Source organism: Streptomyces sp. 150FB (assembly GCF_000818195.1).
Taxonomy (GTDB): Bacteria; Actinomycetota; Actinomycetes; order Streptomycetales; family Streptomycetaceae; genus Streptomyces.
This window is the reverse complement of record NZ_JTHL01000001.1, coordinates 5,497,835-5,518,735: the sequence shown is the minus strand read 5'-3', so window position 1 is coordinate 5,518,735 and position 20,901 is coordinate 5,497,835. Positions and strand designations below refer to the sequence as shown.

The window sequence follows — 20,901 nt, the reverse complement described above, 5'->3', positions numbered from 1 at the left end:
GGCCGCGCGCCCGGCCCGGCGCGCGATCACGGCCGAGCCCGTCGCGGTCGTCGGGGCCAGGGACCGGCTGCTCGCGCAGTCGCCGGACGAACGGGTCCGGGCGCTGCTCCACATCGTCCGCCGGAGCGTCGCGCTGGTCTTCGGGCACTCCGGGGCCGACGACGTAGACCCGGAGCAGTCCTTCAAGGACATCGGTATCGACTCGCTCACCGCGGTCGAGCTGCGCGACCAGGTGGCGGCGGCGACCGGCCTGCGGCTGCCGCCCACCGTCCTGTTCGACTGCCCCACCCCTGCCGCGCTCGTGGCCCGGCTGGAGGAGGAGGCGGCAGCCGAACTGTCCGGGGCGCCCCAGATCCACCGGGATCTCGACCGGTTGGAGGCCCTGCTCGCCGCGCTGCCCGGCGAGGGCGCGGAACTCGACGAGATCTACGCCCGGTTGCGCGCACTGACCGGCTCCCGGGACCGGCCTGCGGACCGTACGGCCGACCACACGGCGGACGCCGACATCGAGTCCGCCACCGCCGACGAGATCTTCGACCTGCTGGATGCCGAACTGGAGTCGTCGTGACCACGGAAGCTGTGACCACGGAAGCTGTGACCAACGAGGCCAAGTACCTCGACTACCTCAAACGCGCGACGGCCGATCTGCGCGAGGCCCGCAGGCAGGTGCGCGAGCTGACCGACCGGCAGCACGAACCGGTGGCGATCATCGGCATGAGCTGCCGGTATCCGGGCGGTGTCGACGACCCGGACGGGCTGTGGGAGCTGGTGTCGGAAGGACGGGACGCCATCTCGGAGTTCCCGGACAACCGCGGCTGGCCCGACGACCGGGCGGGCTTCGGCGGGTTCCTGCACAGCGCGGACGAGTTCGACGCCGACTTCTTCGGCATCTCGCCGCGCGAGGCACTGGCCATGGACCCCCAGCAGCGGCTGCTCCTGGAAGCGGCCTGGGAGGCGTTCGAGGCGGCCGGGATCGCCCCGGCGGCAGCGCGGGGCGAGCAGGTGGGCGTCTTCACCGGCCTCAACCTGCACGACTACGCGACGCGGGCCGAGGCCGTCCCCGCCGAGGTGATGGGCTACCTCAGCACCGGCAACTCGGGCAGCGTCGCCTCCGGGCGGATCGCCTACTTCCTCGGCCTGGAGGGACCGGCCGTCACGGTCGACACCGCCTGCTCCTCCTCCCTGGTGGCCCTGCACCTGGCGGCGCAGGCACTGCGGCGCGGCGAGTGCGCCATGGCCCTGGCGGGCGGTGCGACGATCATGAGTTCCCCCGGCGCGTTCGCGGACTTCAGCGCCCAAGGCGGTCTGGCCGCCGACGGCCGGTGCAAGTCCTTCGCCGCCTCGGCCGACGGCACGGCCTGGGGCGAGGGGGTCGGACTGCTCCTGGTGGAGCGGCTGTCCGACGCGCGGCGGCTCGGGCACCCGGTGCTGGCCGTACTGCGTGGCTCGGCCGTCAACCAGGACGGTGCCAGTACGGGACTGACCGCGCCCAACGGCCGCGCACAGCGCCGGGTGATCCGGCAGGCCCTCGCCGACGCCCGGCTGAACCCCGCCGACATCGACGCCGTCGAGGCGCACGGCACCGGCACCCGGCTCGGCGACCCCATCGAGGCGCAGGCCCTGCTCGGCACGTACGGCGAGAACCGCCCGGCCGACAGCCCGCTCTGGCTGGGCTCGCTGAAGTCGAACATCGGGCACACCATGGCGGCGGCCGGGGTCGGCGGCGTGATCAAGATGGTGCAGGCCATGCGCCACGGGACGCTGCCGAGGACACTGCACGTGGACGCGCCGTCACCGCAGATCGACTGGTCGGCGGGCTCCGTCGCACTGCTGACCGAGGAACGCCCCTGGCCGGGGACGGGCCGTCCGCGCCGCGCGGCGGTCTCCTCCTTCGGGATGAGCGGCACCAACGCCCACGTGATCCTCGAACAGCCCGAGGAACAGCCTGAGGAACAGCCCGAGGAACAGCCCGAAGAACATTCCACGGTCCTACCGGCCGTGGAATCAGCCGGTCCCCTCCCCTGGGTGCTCTCCGCCCGTACCGCGCAGGCGCTCCGCGCCCAGGCCGCCCGGCTGCGCACGCACCTGCTCGCCCGCCCCGAGCAGCGCGGTGTCGACGCGGCCTGGTCCCTCGCCACCGGCCGCGCCGCGCTGGACTACCGCGCGGTCGTGGTCGCGGACAGCCGAGAGGACCTGCTGGATCGGCTCGGCCATCTGGCGGACGGTCGCGACGCCCCGCACACGGTCCGTGGCACGTCGGCCGCCCGTACGGTCGGCCGCACCGCCTTCGTCTTCCCCGGCCAGGGCTCCCAATGGCGCGGCATGGCAACCGAGTTGGCCGCCTCCTCCCCCGTGTTCCGGGACCGCCTCGCCGCCTGTGAGGAGGCGCTCGCACCCCATGTCGACTGGTCGCTGACACAGGTGTTGCGCGGCGACCCGGACGCGCCCTCCCTCGACCGGGTGGACGTGGTCCAGCCGGCCCTGTTCGCCGTCATGGTCTCGCTGGCGGCGCTGTGGCGCTCGTACGGCATCGAGCCGGACGCCGTCGTCGGCCACTCGCAGGGCGAGATAGCGGCCGCCTGCGTGTCCGGCGCCCTCTCGCTGGAGGACGCGGCGCTGGTGGTCGCCCTGCGCAGCCAGGTGCTGAGGCGACTTGCCGGGCGGGGCGGCATGGTGTCGGTCGCCCTGCCCACCGACCAGGTGGTGCCCCTGCTCGCCCCGTGGGCGGACCGGATCGCGGTCGCCGCGGTCAACGGCCCGAACGCGACGGTGGTGTCCGGTGACGCCGACGCCCTGGACGAGTTCGTGGCGCGGAGCGAGGCGGACGGGCTGCGGGTACGCCGCGTACCGGTGGACTACGCCTCCCACTCGCCGCACATCGAGGCCGTACGGGAGGAGTTGCTGACCCGGCTGTCGGCCGTCGCGCCGAAGCCCGCCGAGGTGCCGTTCTACTCGGCGGTGACCGGCACGCCGCTGTCCGGGACGGAGCTGGACGCCGAGTACTGGTACCGCAACCTGCGCCGGACCGTGCGCTTCGAGGAGACCGTGCGGCTGCTGATCCAGGACGGCTTCCGGTACTTCGTCGAGACGAGCCCGCACCCCGTACTCGTCGGGGGCATCGAGGAGACCGCCGAGACCACCGAGGCGGGACGCGCCGTCACGGTGAGCGGCTCGCTGGTGCGCGAGGAGGGCGGCCCCACCCGTTTTCTCCAGTCGGCCGGCGAGTTGTACGTACGGGGCGCCGCCGTGGACTGGACGGCCGCGTTCCCGCCCGCGCGGCGCGTGGAGCTGCCGCGCTACGCGTTCCAGCGGCGTTCGTTCTGGCTGGCGTCCGTCCCCGCGGCGACGCTCCCGGCCGCCGCCCTCGCACCGGCACCCGCCGCCGAGGAGGACACCGGAACGCTACCGGGGACTCTGGCCGACCTCGCCGACGACGAGCAGCGGGCCGCCGCTGTCGTGGACCATGTCCGCACAGTCGCGGCCGTCGTACTGGGCCACGCGGCGCCGGACGACGTCGACCCCGACAGGTCCTTCGTCGAGCTGGGATTCGAGTCCCTCACGGCCATGCAACTGCGCAACCGGCTGCGGGAGTCCACCGGTCTGCCCCTGCCCGCGACCCTGATCTTCGACCACCCGACGGTCACCGCGCTCGCCGGACACCTCTCGGAGAGACTGGCGCAGGAGCCAGGCGACCGGCCCGGCGGGCAGCCCGGTGAGTCCCCCGAGGACCCGCTGACCGGGATGTTCAGGCAGTCGTACCGCACCGGCCGGCTCGCCGAGGGTTTCCAACTGCTGACCGCCGCGGCGGCGTTGCGGCCGGACTTCGCCGAGCGTGCGGAGGCGGACCGCTGGCCCGCGCCGGTCCGTATCACCCCCGGCTCCGCCGACCGCGCCGTGCTGTGCTTCCCCTCGCTCAGCGCCGTCTCGGGACCGCAGGAGTATCTGCGGCTCGGCTCGGCGCTCGGCGCGACGGGCGAGGTGTGGGCGCTGCCGCACCCCGGCTTCACGGCCGGTGAGCCGCTGCCGCGCTCGGTCAAGGCGCTGGTCGGAGCGCAGGCGGAGACCGCCGTCCAACTGGCGGGCGGCCGCCCGGTCGTGCTGCTCGGCCGGTCCTCCGGCGGGTGGATCGCCCACGCCGTCGCCGAGCACCTGGCCGCGCTCGGCACCCCGGCAGCCGCGGTCGTCCTCGCGGACACGTTCTCCCGGACCGCTGACCGCTCCAGTACCGGGCTGATGGTCTCGCAACTGCTGGAGAACGAGGACGCGGCCGAACTCCTCGACGACCAGCGGCTGGTGGCGATGGGCGGCTACTTCCGGGTCTTCGCCGACTGGGCCCCGGGCCCGCTCAAGACCCCCGTACTGCTGCTGCGCGCCACCGCCGAGGCACCGGGCCCGGCCCAGGGCGAACAGGGGGCCGGCTGGGAGTACGCCCACCACGTCGTCGACGTGCCCGGAGACCACTTCTCGATGCTCGACGAACACCATCTGACAACCGCCGACGCCATCGCGTCCTGGCTGCGCACGGAGGTGCGGGGATGACCGCCCGGATGAACGTAGGAATGAACGCGGGGACGAACGGGGGGACGAACGGGGGGATGAACGCCGCGGTGAACGCGGGGACGAACGCGGGGACGAACGCGGCGCCGAACAACGCCCCGGCCGCACAGGACCTCTGGATCCGCCGCTACCGCCCGGCGCCCCCGGACACCGATCTGTCGCTGGTCTGCCTCCCCCACGCGGGCGGCTCCGCCAGCTACTTCCGCCCGCTGTCGACCGCCCTGGCCGCCGTCGCCGACGTACTGCCGGTGCAGTACCCGGGCCGGCAGGACCGCCGCGCCGAACCGCCCATCACGTCGATCCCCCGCCTCGCCGACGAGATCCTCACCGTGCTGGAGTCGCTGCCGCGACGGCGTCTTGTGCTGTTCGGGCACAGCATGGGTGCCTGCGTGGCCTTCGAGGTGGCGCGCCGGATCGAGCGGGACAGCTCGCTGGAGTTGGTGGGCCTGGTCGCCTCCGGCCGTACCGCACCGCCCAAACTCCGCGACCGCGGCGTCCGTTCGATGGACGACAACGGCGTCATCGCCGAGATCCGCCGTCTGAACGGCACCGACGACCGGCTGCTCCTCGACGACGACATCATCCGGATGATCATGCCGGCCATCCGCGGTGACTACACGGCGGTGGAGTCGTACCGGTACGAGCCGGGGCCCCGGCTGCGCTGCCCGGTCAGCGTGCTGGTGGGCGACAGCGACCCGCAGGTCACCCTCGCCGAGGCGGAGGAGTGGCGCGAGCACACCGACGGGGACTTCACCCTGCGGGCCTTCCCCGGCGGCCACTTCTACCTGTCCGAACAGAACGACCAGGTCGCCAAGGCGCTGACCGAGGACCTGGCTCGCTTCAGTTGACCGACACTCGCCGGCGCCGCCGGCGATCTCCTCCCACACAGAAAGAACTGGAATGGCACACGAACCGGCTGCCCCGGCACGCCCGTCGTTCGGACTGACCGTATTGGCCGTGTCCCTGCCGATGTTCATGGTCGGGCTGGACAACCTGGTGGTCACCAACGCGCTGGCGTCCATCAGAAGCGACCTGGGCACCTCGATACAGGGCCTGCAGTGGATAACGAACAGCTACATCCTCGGCTTCGCGGGCCTGCTGCTGGTCGCGGCCGGCCTCGGGGACCGGTTCGGGCGCCGCAAGGTGTTCGTCTCCGGACTCTCGCTGTTCGTCCTGTTCTCCATCGGATGCGCGCTGTCCACCTCGACCGGGGCGCTCATCACGCTGCGGGCGCTGCAAGGCATGAGCGCGGCGGCGGTCCTGCCGCTGTCGCTGACCATGCTGACCGTCGCCGTGGCGCCGGAGAAGCGGGGCGTGGCGATCGGTGTCTGGTCCAGCATCAGCAGCCTGGCCGTCGGCATCGCACCGCTGCTCGGCGGCGCCATCACCACGGGCATCGGCTGGCACTGGCTGTTCTGGCTGAACGTCCCGATCGGCCTCTTCGCCGTCCCGCTGGTCCTGCGCGTCCACGCCGAGAGCCGGGGCGCGGCGGCCAAGCTGGACCTGCTGGGGGTGCTGCTCGGCGGCGCCGGGGTGCTCGCCCTGGTCTGGGCGATCGTGGACAGCGGCTCGTACGGCTGGACCGCCGCCCGCGTGCTCGGGCTGTACGGGGCTGCCGTCGTACTGCTGGTGCTCTTCGTGCTGTGGGAGCGCCGCAGCGCCCAGCCGCTGCTGCCGCTGCGTATCTATCGCAACCGCGCCTTCACCCTGGCGAATCTCGCGTCCCTGGCTGTGTACTTCGGCCTGTTCGGCTCCATCTTCTTCCTCGCCCAGTACCTCCAAGTGGCCCGGCTCCACTCGCCGTTCGTGGCCGGCCTGTGGACCCTGCCGTGGGCTGTCATGCCGACGATCTGCGCGCCGTACGCGGGGAAGCTCATCCCCAAGGTGGGCGCGGGCAAGCTGATCGCCGCCGGTCTCGGGCTCGCCGCGGTGGGTCTGGCCTGGTGCGCGCTCATCTCCGACCCGGGCACGGCCGACTGGCAGATGGTGGCGCCGTACATGCTGTGCGGCATCGGCACCGGTCTGATCTTCGCGCCCAGTGCGACGGTCGTGGTGACCTCCGTACAGCCGCAGGACATCGGCAAGGCGTCCGGCACCAACGCCACCGTCCGCGAGATCGGCAGCGCGCTGGGGATCGCCGTCCTCACCACCGTCTTCCTCGGCCGGGGCGGCAACTACCTGTCGCCCGGGGCCTTCACCGACGCCATGATCCCCGGGCTGTGGATCTGCGTCGTGGTCCTGCTGGCCGGCGCCGCACTGGCGCTGGGCATCCCGGCGCCCAAGCCCGCCGCCGCCGCGGCCCCGGCGGCCACGCAGCCCGCACTCGACTGATCCCCGACCCCGCAAGGCCCAACCCCGCAAGGAGCGAACGCACATGGTCACCTTCACCGACCTCTACGCCGAATACGGTGTGAAGTCCCCGCACGACCTGTTCGAGCGGCTGCGCGAGGAACGCCCGCTGTTCCAGGTCGAGTTGCCCAACGGCGTACCGCTGTGGTTCGTCACCAGGTACGCCGACTGCCGGGCGGGGCTCGGCGACGCCCGGCTGTCCAACCGGATCGGCACCCGTATCGTCTCCCAGGACGTCCTGCCCGCCGAGATCCGCTCCAGCATGGGCACCCACATGCTGCGGGTGGACGGCACCGACCACACCCGGCTGCGGCGGCTGGTCTCCTCGGTGTTCACGGCCAAGCGCATCGAGCACCTGCGGCCGATGATCGAGCAGATGACCAGCGAGTTGCTCGACAGGATGGCCGTGCGGGAGCAGCCGGACGCCATCCACGAGCTGGCGTACCCGCTGCCGATGCAGGTCATCTGCGAGCTGCTCGGCGTGCCCGTCTCCGATCACCAGCGCTTCCAGGCCTGGTCGAACGCCTACCTCGCCGGGGTGGGCACGGCGAACTTCCCGGTCGACGTGGTGACCGAGTTCGTGTACTACGTCCGCGACCTGGTCAAGCAGAAGCGGGCCGAGCCGGACGACAAGCTGCTGTCGGCGATGATCTCCGCGCGGGACAACGAGGACCGGCTCGCCGAGAACGAGCTGACCTCGATGTGCTTCCTGCTGATCATCGCGGGCTACGAGACCACCGTGAACCTGCTCGGCAACGGCACGGCCATGCTGCTCGCCGATCCCGAACTGGCCGACCGGCTGCGGGCCGACCACGACGCGATCCCCGCGGCCGTGGAGGAGTTCCTCCGCTACGAGAGCCCGGTGCCCGGCGCGAGCTTCCGGGTCGCCACGGAGACCCTGGAGCTGGGCGGCCAGACCGTCCAGGAGGGCGAACTCGTCCTGATCTCCCTGCTGTCGGCCAACCGGGACGAGCAGTCCTTCCCCGACTCGATGGCCTTCGAAGCAGACCGCACTCCGAACCCGCACATGGCCTTCGGCTACGGCATGCACTACTGCCTGGGCGCGCCGCTGGCCCGGCTGGAGGCCGAGATCGCCTTCCGCCAACTGCTGGAGCGCTTCCCCAAGATGGAGCGCAAGGACCCGTCGGCCGAACTGCGGTGGCGGCCCGGTCTGGTGATGCGCGGCCTGACCGAACTGCCGGTGACGCTCAACCAGTAGGCGTGCGGCGGGTGGTGGCCGACCCGGCCACCACCTGCCCGGCCACCTGCTTGACCACCCACCTGGCCACCCGCCCGACCACCTGCCTGGGCATCCGCCCCGACCCGAAGCCCTTCAGACCGACAGGAATCTGTGGTGATGGACAATCTGACCGCCGCGATCGAGTCACCGGACGCGGTGTCCGGCGACTTCACGTCCCTGCCGGTGCCGGAGTCGTATCGAGCAGCCGTGCTCTTCAAGGACGAGCAGCACATGTTCGACGGCATTCCGGTCACCGACCGGGACCCCGCGAAGTCCGTGCACATCAGTGACGTACCGACCCCGCAACCGGGCCCCGGCGAGGCCCTGATCGCCGTCATGGCGAGTTCCGTGAACTACAACACGGTGTGGAGCGCGCTGTTCTCGCCCGTGCCGACCTTCGGCTTCCTCGAACGCTACGCCCGTACCGGAGGCCCGGCCGCCCGTCACGACCTGCCGTACCACGTGATCGGCTCCGACCTGGCCGGCGTGGTGCTGCGTACCGGACCCGGAGTACGGCGCTGGGGGCCCGGTGACCGGGTGGTCGCCCACTGCCTGTCCGTGGAACTGGAGGACGCGGCGGGCCACAACGACACGATGCTCGACCCCGAGCAGCGGATCTGGGGCTTCGAGACCAACTTCGGCGGGCTGGCCCAGCTCGCGCTGGTGAAGACCAACCAACTCATGCCGAAGGCGGCCCACTTGACGTGGGAGGAGGCGGCCGCACCCGGCCTGGTCAACTCCACCGCCTACCGCCAGTTGGTCTCCACCAACGGCGCGGGCATGAAGGTGGGCGACAACGTGCTCATCTGGGGCGCGGGCGGCGGTCTCGGCTCGTACGCGACCCAGTACGCGCTGGCCGGCGGCGCGACGCCGATCTGCGTCGTTTCCAGCGAACAGAAGGCGGCGATCTGCCGGGCGATGGGCGTCGAGGCGATCATCGACCGCGGCGCGGAGAACTACCGGTTCTGGCGGGACGAGCACACCCAGGACCCCAAGGAGTGGAAGCGCCTCGGGGGCAGGATCCGCGAGCTGACGGGCGGCGAGGACGTGGACATCGTCTTCGAGCACCCGGGCCGGGAGACCTTCGGCGCCTCGGTCTACGTGGCCCGCCGGGGCGGCACCGTCGTCACGTGCGCGTCCACCACCGGCTACCGGCACGAGTTCGACAACCGCTACCTCTGGATGCACCTCAAGCGGATCATCGGCTCGCACTTCGCCAACTACCGCGAGGCGTGGGAGGCGAACCGGCTCGTCGTCAAGGGCCGGATCCACCCCACGCTCTCCCGTACGTATCCGCTCACCGAGATCGGCCGGGCGGTGGGCGACGTCCACCGCAACCGGCACCACGGCAAGGTCGGCGTGCTGTGCCTGGCCCCCCAGGAGGGCCTGGGGGTCACCGATCCCGAGCTGCGGGCCCGGCACGAGCCGGCCATCAACCGTTTCCGTATCTGAGCGCCGGGCGGCGGCACGACCGCCGCCCGTTCGCCCCTTTTCGACCCTTGTTGACCTTGTTGGCCCTTGTTGACAGAGATTGGACAGACGCACGTGACTGACACCCCGGTGGACTCCAGCCCCCTCGCCTACCCGTTCGAGCGGCCGTCGGCGCTCGAACCGTGCCCTCACTACAAGCGGCTGAGGGAGACGAACCCGGTGGCGGACATCACGATGCCCAGTGGCAGCGACGCGCTCCTCGTCACCGACTACGACTCGGTGCGCACGGTGCTGTCGGACGCCCGGTTCAGCAGAGCCGCCACCGCGCGGCCCGGCGCCCCGCGTATCGGGACCGAGCCGCAGAACGCCAAGAACCTGCTCAGCATGGACCCGCCCGAGCACACCCGGGTACGCCGGCTGGTCTCCCGGGAGTTCACGGCCCGCCGGGTGGAGGCGCTGCGGCCGCGTATCCAGATCCTCACCGACGAGCTGCTGGACGCCATGGAGCAGCAGGGCTCCCCGACCGACATCGTCCCGGCCCTCGCCTTCCCGCTGCCCGTGACGGTCATCTGCGAGCTGCTCGGAGTCCCGCTCGGCGAACGCGAGCAGATCGCCGAATGGTCCGGCACCGTCCTGTCGACCGTCTCGCTGCCGGTGGAGAAGATCGTCGAGGCCCATGTCGGTCTGAGCACCTACCTGGGCGGGCTCATCGCCGCCAAGCGGGAGCAGCCGGGCGACGACCTCCTCTCCGCGCTCGTGTCGATCAACGAGGCGGACGCCGAACGGCTCGACGAGGAGGAGCTGCTGCACCTGGCCATCACCCTCCTCATCGCCGGGCACGAGACGACGACCAACCAGATCGCGAACGGCGTCCTGGCGCTGCTCACGAACCCCGACCAGTTCGAGGCGGTGCTCAGCTACCCCGGTGCGCTGCCTACCGCCGTGGAGGAGCTGCTGCGCTTCGTACCCCCGGGCGACGAGGCGACGCTGCGCATCACCACGGAGGACGTGAAACTGGGCGACACCCTAGTACCGGCGGGTACGGCGGTGCTCGCCTCCCTGGCTTCCGCCAACCGTGACTCCGGGCACTTCACCCGGCCCGACACCCTGGACGTCAGCCGCACCGGCGACGCCCAGCACCTGACGTTCGGCATCGGCATCCACTACTGCCTGGGCGCGGGCCTGGCCCGCCTGGAGCTCGAAATCGTGATCGGAAGCCTGCTCCGCAGGTTCCCCACGCTCCGGTTGGCAGTACCGGCGGACCAGATACCCCGCTCGTCCGGCCGCCTGATCCACGGGGTGACGTCGTTGCCGGTGGCCTGGTAGCCGGGGGGAGGACCGGGCTACTACGCGCGGGTGTGAGGGGCAGCCGGCTGCGGCTGCCCCTCACGGCCACTCCCGTAGCGGCACCGGCGTCCGTCAGGTCAGCCGAGGCACTGGAGGTCGTTGAAAGCTGAGGCGGTGCGGGTGCGTCGCGTCGACCGGGCACGTGAAGATACGCATCAGCCCGCGCCCGACATACACCCCGGAAGGACCGGCGACGGAGCTGTCCCGGGACGTCGGGGTGCCCTGACGAGGGTGCAGGCGGGTGCCCGTACAGGCGGTATCGGCGAGCCCGGGAAACAGCGCCTCGGCGTCCACGGGCCGTTCAGGCGTGGTGCGGGCCACGATCATCCTCCGACTGCCGTTCGGCCACGAGACACCGATCAAGTCCGGCAGAGTGTCCGCCCGGTTCCGGCACCGTGACAGCCGCGGTCCCCAACCGCCCTTGTACGCAAGTGCGTTCGCGTCAAGCTTGCGCAAACAGAGTGTCGCACCCGTGGCCCTGGGCCGCCGGGGGCTGAGGGGGTATGAGACGTTTGCTGGGTGCTGCTCGAAACCCCTCGGCTTCGGTTGCGCCGTTTTCAGGCCACCGATGCTCTTGCCCTTTCCCTCTACCGGTCCGATCCGGCCGTCGCCCGTTATCAGGGGTGGACCGCGCCGGTGCCGCTCGACGAGGCTGTTCAGCTCGTACGGGAGTTCGGGGTCGGTGAGCCCGATCTGCCCGGGTGGTTCCAGTACGCCGTCGAGCTGAAGGAGGACGGGGCCCTGATCGGGGATGTCGGGGTGGGGTTGCACGACAACCTGATGCAGGCCGACTTGGGGTACACCCTCGCCTCCGGGCGGCAGCGGCGCGGGTATGCCACCGAGGCCGTGCGGGCCGTGCTGCGGGATCTGTTCCAGCGGCAGGGGCTGCGGCGGGTTTCGGCCGTGTGCGATGCGCGCAACGAGCGGTCGGCGCGGCTGCTGGAGCGGGCGGGATTCGTGCTGGAGGGGGAGCGGCCCGCGTTCACCTGGGCCAAGGGTGAGTGGACCGACGATCTGTTGTACGGGTTGCTTGCCGCGCGGTGGGGCGCGTGGGAGGCGGCGGAGGCTCCCGACGGCTGAAGGGCTCACAGGTCCAGGAGTTCCAGCGCTTCCTCCCAGCGGAACGCGGCCGCCGCGTCAGGGGACTTGGGGTTGTGGGGCGCCGCGGTGCCGATCCGTACGTTCATCTCGCGCAGCGTCTCCAGGCTGCGGGCGTACGCGGGGTGTGCCGCCTGCGCCGCGTTCAGGTACGGGAGCGCGGCGATCGGGATGCCCAGGCCGTACGCCTCGCACAGGATGCCCACGGCCAGGGTGTCGGACATGCCCGCCGCCCACTTGTTGATGGTGTTGAAGGTGGCGGGGGCGACCGCGATCGCGTCCGGCGGCGGCAGCGGGCGCGGGTCTCCGGGGCGGCGCCAGGCGGAGCGGATCGGGTAGCCGGTCTGCGCCTCGACCGCTTCGGCGTCGATGAAGCCGAGGCCGTGGGGGGTGGCGATCACGCCGACGTCCAGGTTCCGCGCCTGCGCGGCCGTGAGGAGTGTGCCGACGTCGTGGGCCGTTCCGGCCGCGCAGACGACCACGTACAGGAAACGCCGGCGGCTCTTCGATGGCTCAGGCATGCGCTCCATGATGCCGCGCACGCGTCACACCCGGCCCTCCGCCCTGTCGGAGACGATGGGGAAACGGTTCGGCGCGTCGCGGTCGTGGGCGAGCCGGCCGCCGAGGTACGTCGCCCGTACGGCACGGTCGTCGCCCAGGACCGCCAGCGCGAACAGCACGTCCTCGACGCGTTCGGCCCGTGCGCTGCGGCGGCTCAGCAGCGGGGTCGCCCTCGGGTCCAGGACGACGAAGTCGGCGTCGAGTCCGGCCTCCAGGGAGCCGACGGTGTTCTCCAGCCCCATCGCCTCGGCGCCGCCGCGCGTCGCGAGGTAGAAGGCGTGCGCCGCGTCCAGCTCGTGGCCGAGGCTCTTGGCGATCTTCTGGGCGGCGTCCATCGTGGACAGCAGCGAGAAGCTGGTGCCGGCGCCGATGTCCGTACCGAGTCCGGTCCGTACCGGGTGCGGTCCTGTCCTGGCGTCCTGGACCGAGAAGAGTCCGCTGCCGAGGAAGAGGTTCGACGTGGGGCAGTGCGAGAGCCCCGTACCGGTTTCGGAGCACCGCTCACGCTCGGCCGGGGTCAGATGGACGCCGTGCGCGAGGACGGTCCCGGGGCCCAGCAGACCGTAGTGGTCGTAGACGTCCAGATAGCCGGTCCGTTCGGGGAACAGCGAACGGACCAGGGCGATCTCGTCGGTCGTCTCCGAGACATGCGTCTGGAGGAGCGTGCCGGGGTACTCGTGCCGGAGCGCCGCCGCCGCCTCCAGTTGCGCCGGGCTGCTGGTGGGCGCGAAGCGCGGGGTGACGGCGTAGAGGTTGCGGCCCTTGCCGTGCCAGCGTTCGATGAGCGCCTTGGAGTCCTCGTAGCCGCTGCTCGCGGTGTCGAGGAGCGCGTCGGGGGCACCCCGGTCCATCAGGACCTTGCCGGTGACGATCCGCAGATCGCGCTTGGACGCCTCCTCGAAGAGGGCGTCGACGGAGTCCGGGTACACGGCGGCGAAGGCCAGCGCCGTGGTGGTGCCGTTGCGCAGCAGTTCGTCGCAGAACGCCGAGGCGACCTGGCGGGCGTGTTCGGCGTCGGTGAAGCGCTGTTCCTCGGCGTAGATGTCGTGGGCGAGCCAGTCGGAGAGGTTCGAAGCGAAGGCGGCGACGCTGTCCATCTGCGCGTAGTGGGTGTGCGTGTCGACAAAACCGGCGCTGATGAGATGGTCCGGGTAGTGCGCCGGCGTGACGCCGGCGGGCAGCCACTCACGGAGCACCTCGTACGCGCCGACGGCGGTGATACGGCCGTCCTCGCAGACCAGCAGGCCGTCCGGTTCGTAGGCGAGCGCGTCGGCATCGCGTTCACCCTCACCGCCCGCGCCGCCGCCCTTACGGAACGGGTCGGCGCGGAAGCGGATCAGGGGGCCCCGGACGGCGGACACCTGCCGCCGCTCGCCGGATGCGGTCGTCATGACGAAGTACCTCCGCTGCCGGTGGTGCGTGCGAGACCGTCTGTCCCACTCGATCTTCGCCTACCCCCGCGCCCCCGGCATCCGCCCGCGCGTCCGGCATCCGCCCGCCGTCCCCCTCGGCGGGCGGAGCCCCCGGGCCGGGCCGGCCCAACCCGCTCAGTCCTCGCCCTCCAGGTCGCCCTCCGACTCCAGGAACACCTTCCGCAGCGCGTCGAGCACCGCCGGGTCCGGCTTCGCCCACATCCCGCGCGACTCCGCCTCCAGCAGCCGCTCCGCGATCCCGTGCAGCGCCCAGGGGTTGGCCTCCTGGAGGAACTCCCGGTTGACCGGGTCCAGCACATACGTCTCGGTCAGCTTGTCGTACATCCAGTCGGCGACCACGCCCGTCGTGGCGTCGTATCCGAAGAGGTAGTCGACGGTCGCCGCCAGCTCGAACGCGCCCTTGTAGCCGTGCCGCCGCATCGCCTCGATCCAGCGCGGATTGACCACCCGCGCGCGGAAGACCCGCGAGGTCTCCTCGACGAGCGTGCGCGTACGCACCGTCTCGGGCCGCGTCGAGTCGCCGATGTACGCCTCGGGGGCCGTGCCCTTGAGCGCGCGCACGGTGGCGACCATGCCTCCGTGGTACTGGAAGTAGTCGTCCGAGTCGGCGATGTCGTGCTCGCGGGTGTCGGTGTTCTTCGTGGCGACCGCGATGCGCTTGTACGCGGTCTCCATCTCCTCCCGCGCCGGCCGGCCGTCCAGCTCACGCCCGTACGCGTACCCGCCCCACACCGTGTAGACCTCGGCGAGGTCGGCGTCCGTACGCCAGTCGCGGCTGTCGATGAGCTGGAGGATGCCCGCGCCGTACGTGCCGGGACGGGAGCCGAAGATACGGGTGGTCGCGCGGCGTTCGTCGCCGTGCTCCGCCAGGTCCGCCTGGCTGTGGGCGCGGATGAAGTTCGCCTCGGCGGGCTCGTCGAGCGAGGCGGCGAGCCGTACGGCGTCGTCCAGCAGCCCGATCGCGTGCGGGAAGGCGTCCCTGAAGAACCCGCTGATGCGCAGCGTGACGTCGATCCTGGGGCGGCCCAGCTCCTCGGGGGCCATCGCCTCCAGGCCGGTCACGCGCCGCGAGGCGTCGTCCCAGACCGGGCGTACGCCGAGCAGCGCGAGCGCCTCCGCGATGTCGTCGCCCGAGGTGCGCATCGCGCTCGTACCCCAGAGGGAGAGACCGACGGACGTCGGCCACTCGCCGTTGTCCGTGCGGTAGCGCTCCAGGAGCGAGTCGGCGAGCGCCTGGCCCGTCTCCCAGGCGAGCCGGGAGGGCACGGCCTTGGGGTCGACGGAGTAGAAGTTACGGCCGGTCGGCAGGACGTTGACCAGGCCGCGCAGCGGGGATCCGGAGGGTCCCGCAGGAACGAATCCGCCGTTCAGGGCGAGGACGACATGCTCGATCTCGTCGGTCGTCCCGGCCAGCCGCGGCACCACCTCGCGGGCGGCGAACGCCAGGATGTCGGCGACGCCCCCCGGCTGTCCGGCCGCGACCTCCGCCACCGCGGACTCCGCCCACTCCGCGTCCTCCATCGCCTGGACGAGGGCTCGGGCGCGCTCCTCCGTCTCGTCGGCCGTCGTACGGGTGGCCGCCGACTCGTCGAGGCCGAGGGCCTCGCGCAGGCCGGGGAGGTTGGTCGTACCGCCCCAGATCTGCCGGGCGCGCAGGATCGCCAGCACCAGGTTGACGCGCGCCGGTCCGGTGGGAGCGCCGCCGAGGACGTGCAGGCCGTCCCGGATCTGGGCGTCCTTGATCTCGCAGAGCCAGCCGTCGACATGGAGGATGAACTCGTCGAACCCGTCGTCGTCCGGGCGGTCCTCCAGGCCCAGGTCGTGGTCGAGCTTGGCCGCCTGGATCAGCGTCCAGATCTGGGCGCGGATCGCGGGCAGTTTCGCCGGGTCCATGGAAGCGATCGCGGCGTGCTCGTCGAGGAGCTGCTCCAGGCGCGCGATGTCGCCGTACGACTCGGCGCGCGCCATCGGCGGCACGAGGTGGTCCACGAGCGTGGCGTGCACTCGCCGCTTGGCCTGGGTGCCCTCGCCCGGGTCGTTGACCAGGAACGGGTAGATCAGCGGCAGGTCGCCGAGCGCGGCGTCGGGGCCGCAGGAGGCGGACAGGCCCGCGTTCTTCCCCGGGAGCCACTCCAGGTTGCCGTGCTTGCCGAGGTGGATCATCGCGTCGGCGCCGAAGCCGCCGTCGTCGGCCGTGGCCTGGATCCAGCGGTAGGCGGCGAGGTAGTGGTGCGAGGGCGGCAGGTCGGGATCGTGGTAGATCGCGATGGGGTTCTCGCCGAAGCCGCGCGGCGGCTGGATGAGGATGAGCAGATTGCCGCGCCGGAGGGCGGCGAGGACGATGTCCCCTTCGGGGTTACGGCTGCGGTCGACGAACATCTCGCCGGGCGCCGGACCCCAGTGCTCCTCGACGGAGGCGCGCAGGTCGGCGGGGAGCGTGGCGTACCAGCGGCGGTAGTCGGCGGCGGGGATACGGACCGGATTGCGGGCCAACTGCTCCTCGGTCAGCCACTCCTGGTCATGTCCGCCGGCCTCGATCAGGGCGTAGATCAGCTCGTCGCCGTCGCCCGAGGCGAGCCCGGGGACCTCTTCCGTACCGAAGTCGTAGCCCTCGTCGCGCAGCCTGCGCAGCAGGGCGACGGCGCTCGCCGGGGTGTCGAGGCCGACCGCGTTGCCGATCCTGGAGTGCTTGGTGGGGTACGCCGAGAGCACCAGCGCGAGGCGCTTGTCCGGGTTCGGGATGTGGCGCAGACGCGCGTGCCGTACGGCGATCCCGGCGACGCGCGCGGCGCGCTCGGGGTCGGCGACGTACGACGGGAGCCCGTCCTCGTCTATCTCCTTGAAGGAGAACGGGACGGTGATCAGCCGCCCGTCGAACTCCGGCACCGCCACCTGGCCCGCGGCGTCCAGCGGAGAGAGCCCTTCGTCGCTGGCCTTCCAGGCCGCGCGCGACCCGGTCAGGCACAGGGCCTGGAGGATCGGCACGCCGAGGGCGGCGAGGGCGCCCGCGTCCCACGACTCGTCGTCACCGCCGGCCGAGGCCTCGGCGGGCCTGGTGCCGCCGGCGGCGAGGACGGTGGTGACGAGGGCGTCGGCGGCGCCGAGCGCGTCGAGCAGTTCGGGCTCGGGGGCGCGCAGGGAGGCCACGTACAGGGGGAGGGCGCGGCCGCCCGCGTCCTCGACGGCGGAGCAGAGGGCGTCCACGAAGGCGGTGTTGCCGCTCATGTGGTGGGCGCGGTAGTAGAGCACGGCGACGAGGGGGGCGGTGGCCGCCTGCGTACGGGGCGCGCGGGCGGTGCGCTCCAGCGGGCCCCAGGTGGGCGCGGCGGCCGGGGGCTCGAAGCCGTGGCCGGTGAGCAGCACCGTGTCGGAGAGGAAGCGCGCGAGCTGTTCGAGGTTGGCGGGGCCGCCGTGCGCGAGGTACGCGTGGGCCTCGGCCGCGATGCCGATGGGCACCGTGGAGGCCTCCATGAGCTGCGCGTCCGGGGCCTGTTCGCCGGTGAGCACCACCACGGGCCGGTCATGGGCGAGCAGCCGGTCCATGCCGTCCTGCCAGGCGCGCAGGCCGCCGAGGAGGCGTACGACCACGAGGTCCACGCCGTCGAGCAGCGCCGGCAGCTCGTCGAGGGGCAGCCGGGTGGGGTTGGCGAATCGGTACGGGACCGGGCCTTCAGCGGCTCGTGCGCTGAGCAGGTCGGTGTCGGACGTCGACAGGAGCAGGATCATGCGGCGTCTGGCCTTCCTCGGGGTCCGCGCCCCGGGCGGTGGTGGAGGACGGCGGGAGTTCCTGACTCACCCGGCTGCTGCCGGGTTCACAGTGGCGGGACCGCGCCGGATTCACACCGGGCTTCCTCCCCAAGACGCCGTCGCTGGCGACAGCGGACCTGCCGGTCCGCCGTCTGCATAGTAGGTGCTGCTGGTCACGGGCGGGTGTGACGCCCGAAGACTGCCCAGGCGGGACGGCCGGAAACGACCGTGGCGCCCACTCGCCGGTCAGGTGGAGAGTCGAACGCACGTGGGTATGCTCGCCGCCATGTCACCCACCTCGCCAACACCCGTGAACCGGGACGAAGCTCCCGTGCGCGGGGCTCCCGTACGGGAGGCCGCCGTACGCGAGAGCCCCGTGTGCGAGAGCCCCGTACGCGAGACTCCCGTACGCGAGCGCGGCGACGCCTGTCCCGGCGCGCTGCGGCTGCACGGCGCCGACGACGGCCGGCTGGCCCGACTCCGGCTGCCGGGTGGGCTGTTGACGTACCGTCAGGCCGAGGTGCTGGCGTCCGCAGCCGAGCGGCTGGGGGACGGGCGGCTCGACATCACCTCGCGCGGCAACGTACAGCTCCGGGGGCTGGGCGAGAGCTGCGGCGCCGAACTGGCCGCGCTCCTGCACGAAGCGGGTCTGCTGCCGTCGGAGGAGCACGAGCGGGTACGGAACGTGATCGCTTCGCCGTTGGCCGGACTGGACGAACAGCCGCGCGCGGACGTGCAGTTGTGGGCGCGGGAGCTGGACGCGCTGCTGTGCGGGAGCCGGGCGGCGACGGCGCTTTCGGGGCGTTTCCTGTTCGCGCTGGACGACGGGCGCGGCGATGTGGCGGGACGTGGCGCTGATGTGACGTTGCTCGCACGGCCGGACGGGAGAGCGTCGGTACGTACCGGGGCGAACCGGTCGGGTCCGCTGGTGGCCGCCGCCGACGCACCGAGGGCGGCGCTGCTGGCGGCGGAGACGTTTCTCACTGTCGCCGAGGCGGGCGGTTCGGGCGCGTGGCGGGTGCGGGAGCTGCCGGAGGCGGAGAGGTACGGGCTGGACGCGGCGGTCGCCGCGCGGCTGGCGGAGGCGGGGATCGCGACGGAGGCCGAGGCCGGTCCCCAGGGTGTGCTTGTGGAAGCGGAACCGCCTCCCGCAGGGGCGGTCCACTCCCCCGACGGGACTGTCGCCGTCTCCGTGTACGCGCCGCTGGGCCGGCTGAGCGTGGCGCAGTGGCGGACGCTGTACGCGACGGACGTACCCGGCACGGCACTTCGGGTGACCCCCTGGCGCGGAGTGATCGTCCCCGGGCTCGACCCGGCCACGGCCCACGACCTGCTGGACCGGCTCCGTACCGCAGGACTGATCACGGACCCCGGCTCCCGGTGGCACGGCGTCGGCGCGTGCACGGGACGGCCCGGTTGTGCCAAGGCGCTCTCGGACGTACGGGCCGACGCGGCGGCTTCGGTGTCGGCGGGGCCCGCCGGGGGGACGGGCGGCCTGCCGGTCCACTGGTCCGGCTGCGCCCGCCGCTGCGGCCACCCCGGCACCACGCATGTCGACGTGGTCGCGATCGGCGAGGGCGGCTACGACATCTCCGTACGGGGACCGGCGCCCATGACCGCGCCCCAGGGCGCCCGCCAACGGCCCGGCCCACTCGCCGACGCGGTCGCGGCGGCACGCAACCCACGATGACGCCCCCGACGACGCCCCCGACGACAACGACGACCACGATGACGAGATGAGCGAGCCCCCCGTGCCCCCAGCGCCCCGAACGTTCGAGTACGAGAAGGACGGCGCCGCGATCTACCGCCGTTCCTTCGCCACCATCCGCGCCGAGGCGGACCTCGCGAGCCTGCCCGCCGATGTGTCGCAGGTCGCCGTCCGCATGATCCACGCCTGCGGCATGGTCGACCTCGTACGCGACATCGGCTTCACCCCGGGTGTGGTGGCCCGCGCCCGCGAGGCGCTGCGCGCCGGGGCGCCGATCCTGTGCGATGTCGCGATGGTCGCGAGCGGCGTCACGCGCAAGCGGCTGCCCGCCGACAACGACGTCGTATGCACCCTGTCCGACCCGTCGGTGCCCGGACTCGCGGCCGCGATGGGTACGACGCGCAGTGCGGCGGCCCTTGAGCTGTGGCGCGAGCGGATGGGCGGCGCGGTGGTCGCCGTCGGGAACGCGCCGACCGCGCTCTTCCGCCTCCTGGAGATGATCGAGGAGGGGGCGCCGCGCCCGGCGGCGATCATCGGCGTACCGGTCGGTTTCGTCGGCGCCGCCGAGTCGAAGGACGCGCTCGCCGGACACCCCGCAGGCCTCGACCACCTGGTCGTACGGGGCCGGCGCGGCGGCAGCGCCATAGCGGCGGCTGCCGTGAACGCGATCGCCAGCGAGGAAGAGTAGTGAACGAGAACAGCACCATGCCCGCCGGCGTCGGGCGCCTCTACGGTGTCGGGCTCGGCCCGGGGGATCCGTCGCTGATGACCGTACGAGCGGTACGGGTCATCGCCGAGGCCGACGTGATCGCGTACCACAGCGCGCGGCACGGCCGGTCCATCGCGCGTTCCATCGCGGCGGAGCATCTGCGCCCCGACCACATCGAGGAACCGCTGATCTACCCGGTCACGACCGGGACCACCGAGCATCCCGGCGGCTACCAGGGCGCGATGGAGGACTTCTACACGGAGTCGGCCGCCCGGCTGGCCGCGCATCTCGACGCCGGACGCACGGTCGCCGTGATCGCCGAGGGCGATCCGCTCTTCTACGGCTCCTACATGCACATGCACAAGCGGCTGGCCGACCGCTATCCGACGGAGGTCATCCCGGGCGTCACCTCGGTGAGCGCCGCCGCCGCCCGGCTCGGCACCCCGCTCGTCGAGGGCGAGGAGGTGCTCACGATCCTGCCCGGCACGCTGCCCGAGGAGGAGCTGACGGCGCGGCTGGCGTCCGCCGACTCGGCGGTGGTGATGAAGCTCGGCCGTACGTTCCCCGCGGTGCGGCGGGCGATCGAGCGCTCGGGGCGGCTCGCTGACGCGCGGTACGTCGAGCGCGCCACGATGACCGGCGAGCGCACCGGGGCCCTGGCGGACACGGACCCGGACTCCGTGCCGTACTTCGCTGTGGCGGTGCTGCCGAGCCGCGTCGA

The 20,901-nt window shown here is 72.3% G+C and carries 14 protein-coding genes and 1 riboswitch; of the genes, 11 read left to right on the top strand and 3 right to left on the bottom strand.

Annotation, left to right across the window (positions count from 1 at the left end; genetic code table 11):
• From QR77_RS46845 to QR77_RS23735, 8 genes are all read left to right on the top strand, one after another.
• Window positions 1-568: phosphopantetheine-binding protein (locus QR77_RS46845; RefSeq protein WP_236710791.1), on the top strand; the 568-nt coding region annotated here is incomplete at its 5' end.
• A 26-nt stretch (window positions 569-594) separates the two neighbouring features.
• Window positions 595-4,539, top strand: coding sequence for a type I polyketide synthase (locus QR77_RS23765; protein WP_078877859.1), 3,945 nt, complete (start codon window positions 595-597; stop codon window positions 4,537-4,539).
• Window positions 4,540-4,595: 56 nt separating this feature from the next.
• Window positions 4,596-5,405: an alpha/beta fold hydrolase gene (locus QR77_RS23760; RefSeq protein WP_078877064.1), complete on the top strand. Its 810-nt coding sequence runs from the start codon at window positions 4,596-4,598 to the stop codon at window positions 5,403-5,405.
• Window positions 5,406-5,457: 52 nt separating this feature from the next.
• Complete coding sequence (locus QR77_RS23755; protein WP_040024154.1) at window positions 5,458-6,888, top strand: MFS transporter; 1,431 nt, start codon at window positions 5,458-5,460, stop codon at window positions 6,886-6,888.
• A 43-nt stretch (window positions 6,889-6,931) separates the two neighbouring features.
• On the top strand, window positions 6,932-8,125 hold the full coding sequence (locus tag QR77_RS23750; protein ID WP_063798072.1) for a cytochrome P450: 1,194 nt from the start codon (window positions 6,932-6,934) through the stop codon (window positions 8,123-8,125).
• Between the two features lie 138 nt (window positions 8,126-8,263).
• Window positions 8,264-9,598, top strand: a complete 1,335-nt coding sequence (gene ccrA, locus QR77_RS23745) for a crotonyl-CoA carboxylase/reductase (RefSeq protein ID WP_040024153.1) — start codon at window positions 8,264-8,266, stop codon at window positions 9,596-9,598.
• Window positions 9,599-9,691: 93 nt separating this feature from the next.
• Window positions 9,692-10,903, top strand: coding sequence for a cytochrome P450 (locus tag QR77_RS23740; protein ID WP_040024149.1), 1,212 nt, complete (start codon window positions 9,692-9,694; stop codon window positions 10,901-10,903).
• Window positions 10,904-11,443: 540 nt separating this feature from the next.
• Window positions 11,444-12,004: a GNAT family protein gene (locus tag QR77_RS23735; protein ID WP_040024146.1), complete on the top strand. Its 561-nt coding sequence runs from the start codon at window positions 11,444-11,446 to the stop codon at window positions 12,002-12,004.
• A 5-nt stretch (window positions 12,005-12,009) separates the two neighbouring features.
• Here the strand turns inward: QR77_RS23735 and QR77_RS23730 are convergent, their stop codons facing one another.
• The 3 genes from QR77_RS23730 to cobN form a co-directional block, all read right to left on the bottom strand.
• The gene (locus tag QR77_RS23730) at window positions 12,010-12,543 is read right to left on the bottom strand and encodes a flavoprotein (RefSeq protein ID WP_040028538.1); all 534 of its coding nucleotides are present in this window, start codon (window positions 12,541-12,543) and stop codon (window positions 12,010-12,012) included.
• A gap of 24 nt (window positions 12,544-12,567) precedes the next feature.
• Complete coding sequence (gene guaD / locus QR77_RS23725; protein ID WP_040024145.1) at window positions 12,568-13,974, bottom strand: guanine deaminase; 1,407 nt, start codon at window positions 13,972-13,974, stop codon at window positions 12,568-12,570.
• Between the two features lie 156 nt (window positions 13,975-14,130).
• Entirely contained in the window at window positions 14,131-17,742 is a 3,612-nt protein-coding gene (cobN, locus tag QR77_RS23720; RefSeq protein ID WP_040024144.1) for a cobaltochelatase subunit CobN, read from the bottom strand.
• 32 nt (window positions 17,743-17,774) lie between these two features.
• Window positions 17,775-17,899, bottom strand: a riboswitch (cobalamin riboswitch).
• A gap of 150 nt (window positions 17,900-18,049) precedes the next feature.
• On the opposite strand from cobN, the gene cobG reads away from it, so the two are divergent.
• The 3 genes from cobG to QR77_RS49015 all read left to right on the top strand — a co-directional run.
• Window positions 18,050-19,453: a precorrin-3B synthase gene (cobG, locus tag QR77_RS23715; protein WP_236710790.1), complete on the top strand. Its 1,404-nt coding sequence runs from the start codon at window positions 18,050-18,052 to the stop codon at window positions 19,451-19,453.
• Window positions 19,454-19,499: 46 nt separating this feature from the next.
• Window positions 19,500-20,159, top strand: a complete 660-nt coding sequence (locus QR77_RS23710; RefSeq protein WP_052489007.1) for a precorrin-8X methylmutase — start codon at window positions 19,500-19,502, stop codon at window positions 20,157-20,159.
• A 17-nt stretch (window positions 20,160-20,176) separates the two neighbouring features.
• The coding region (locus tag QR77_RS49015; protein WP_236711147.1) for a precorrin-2 C(20)-methyltransferase at window positions 20,177-20,901 on the top strand (725 nt) is incomplete at its 3' end.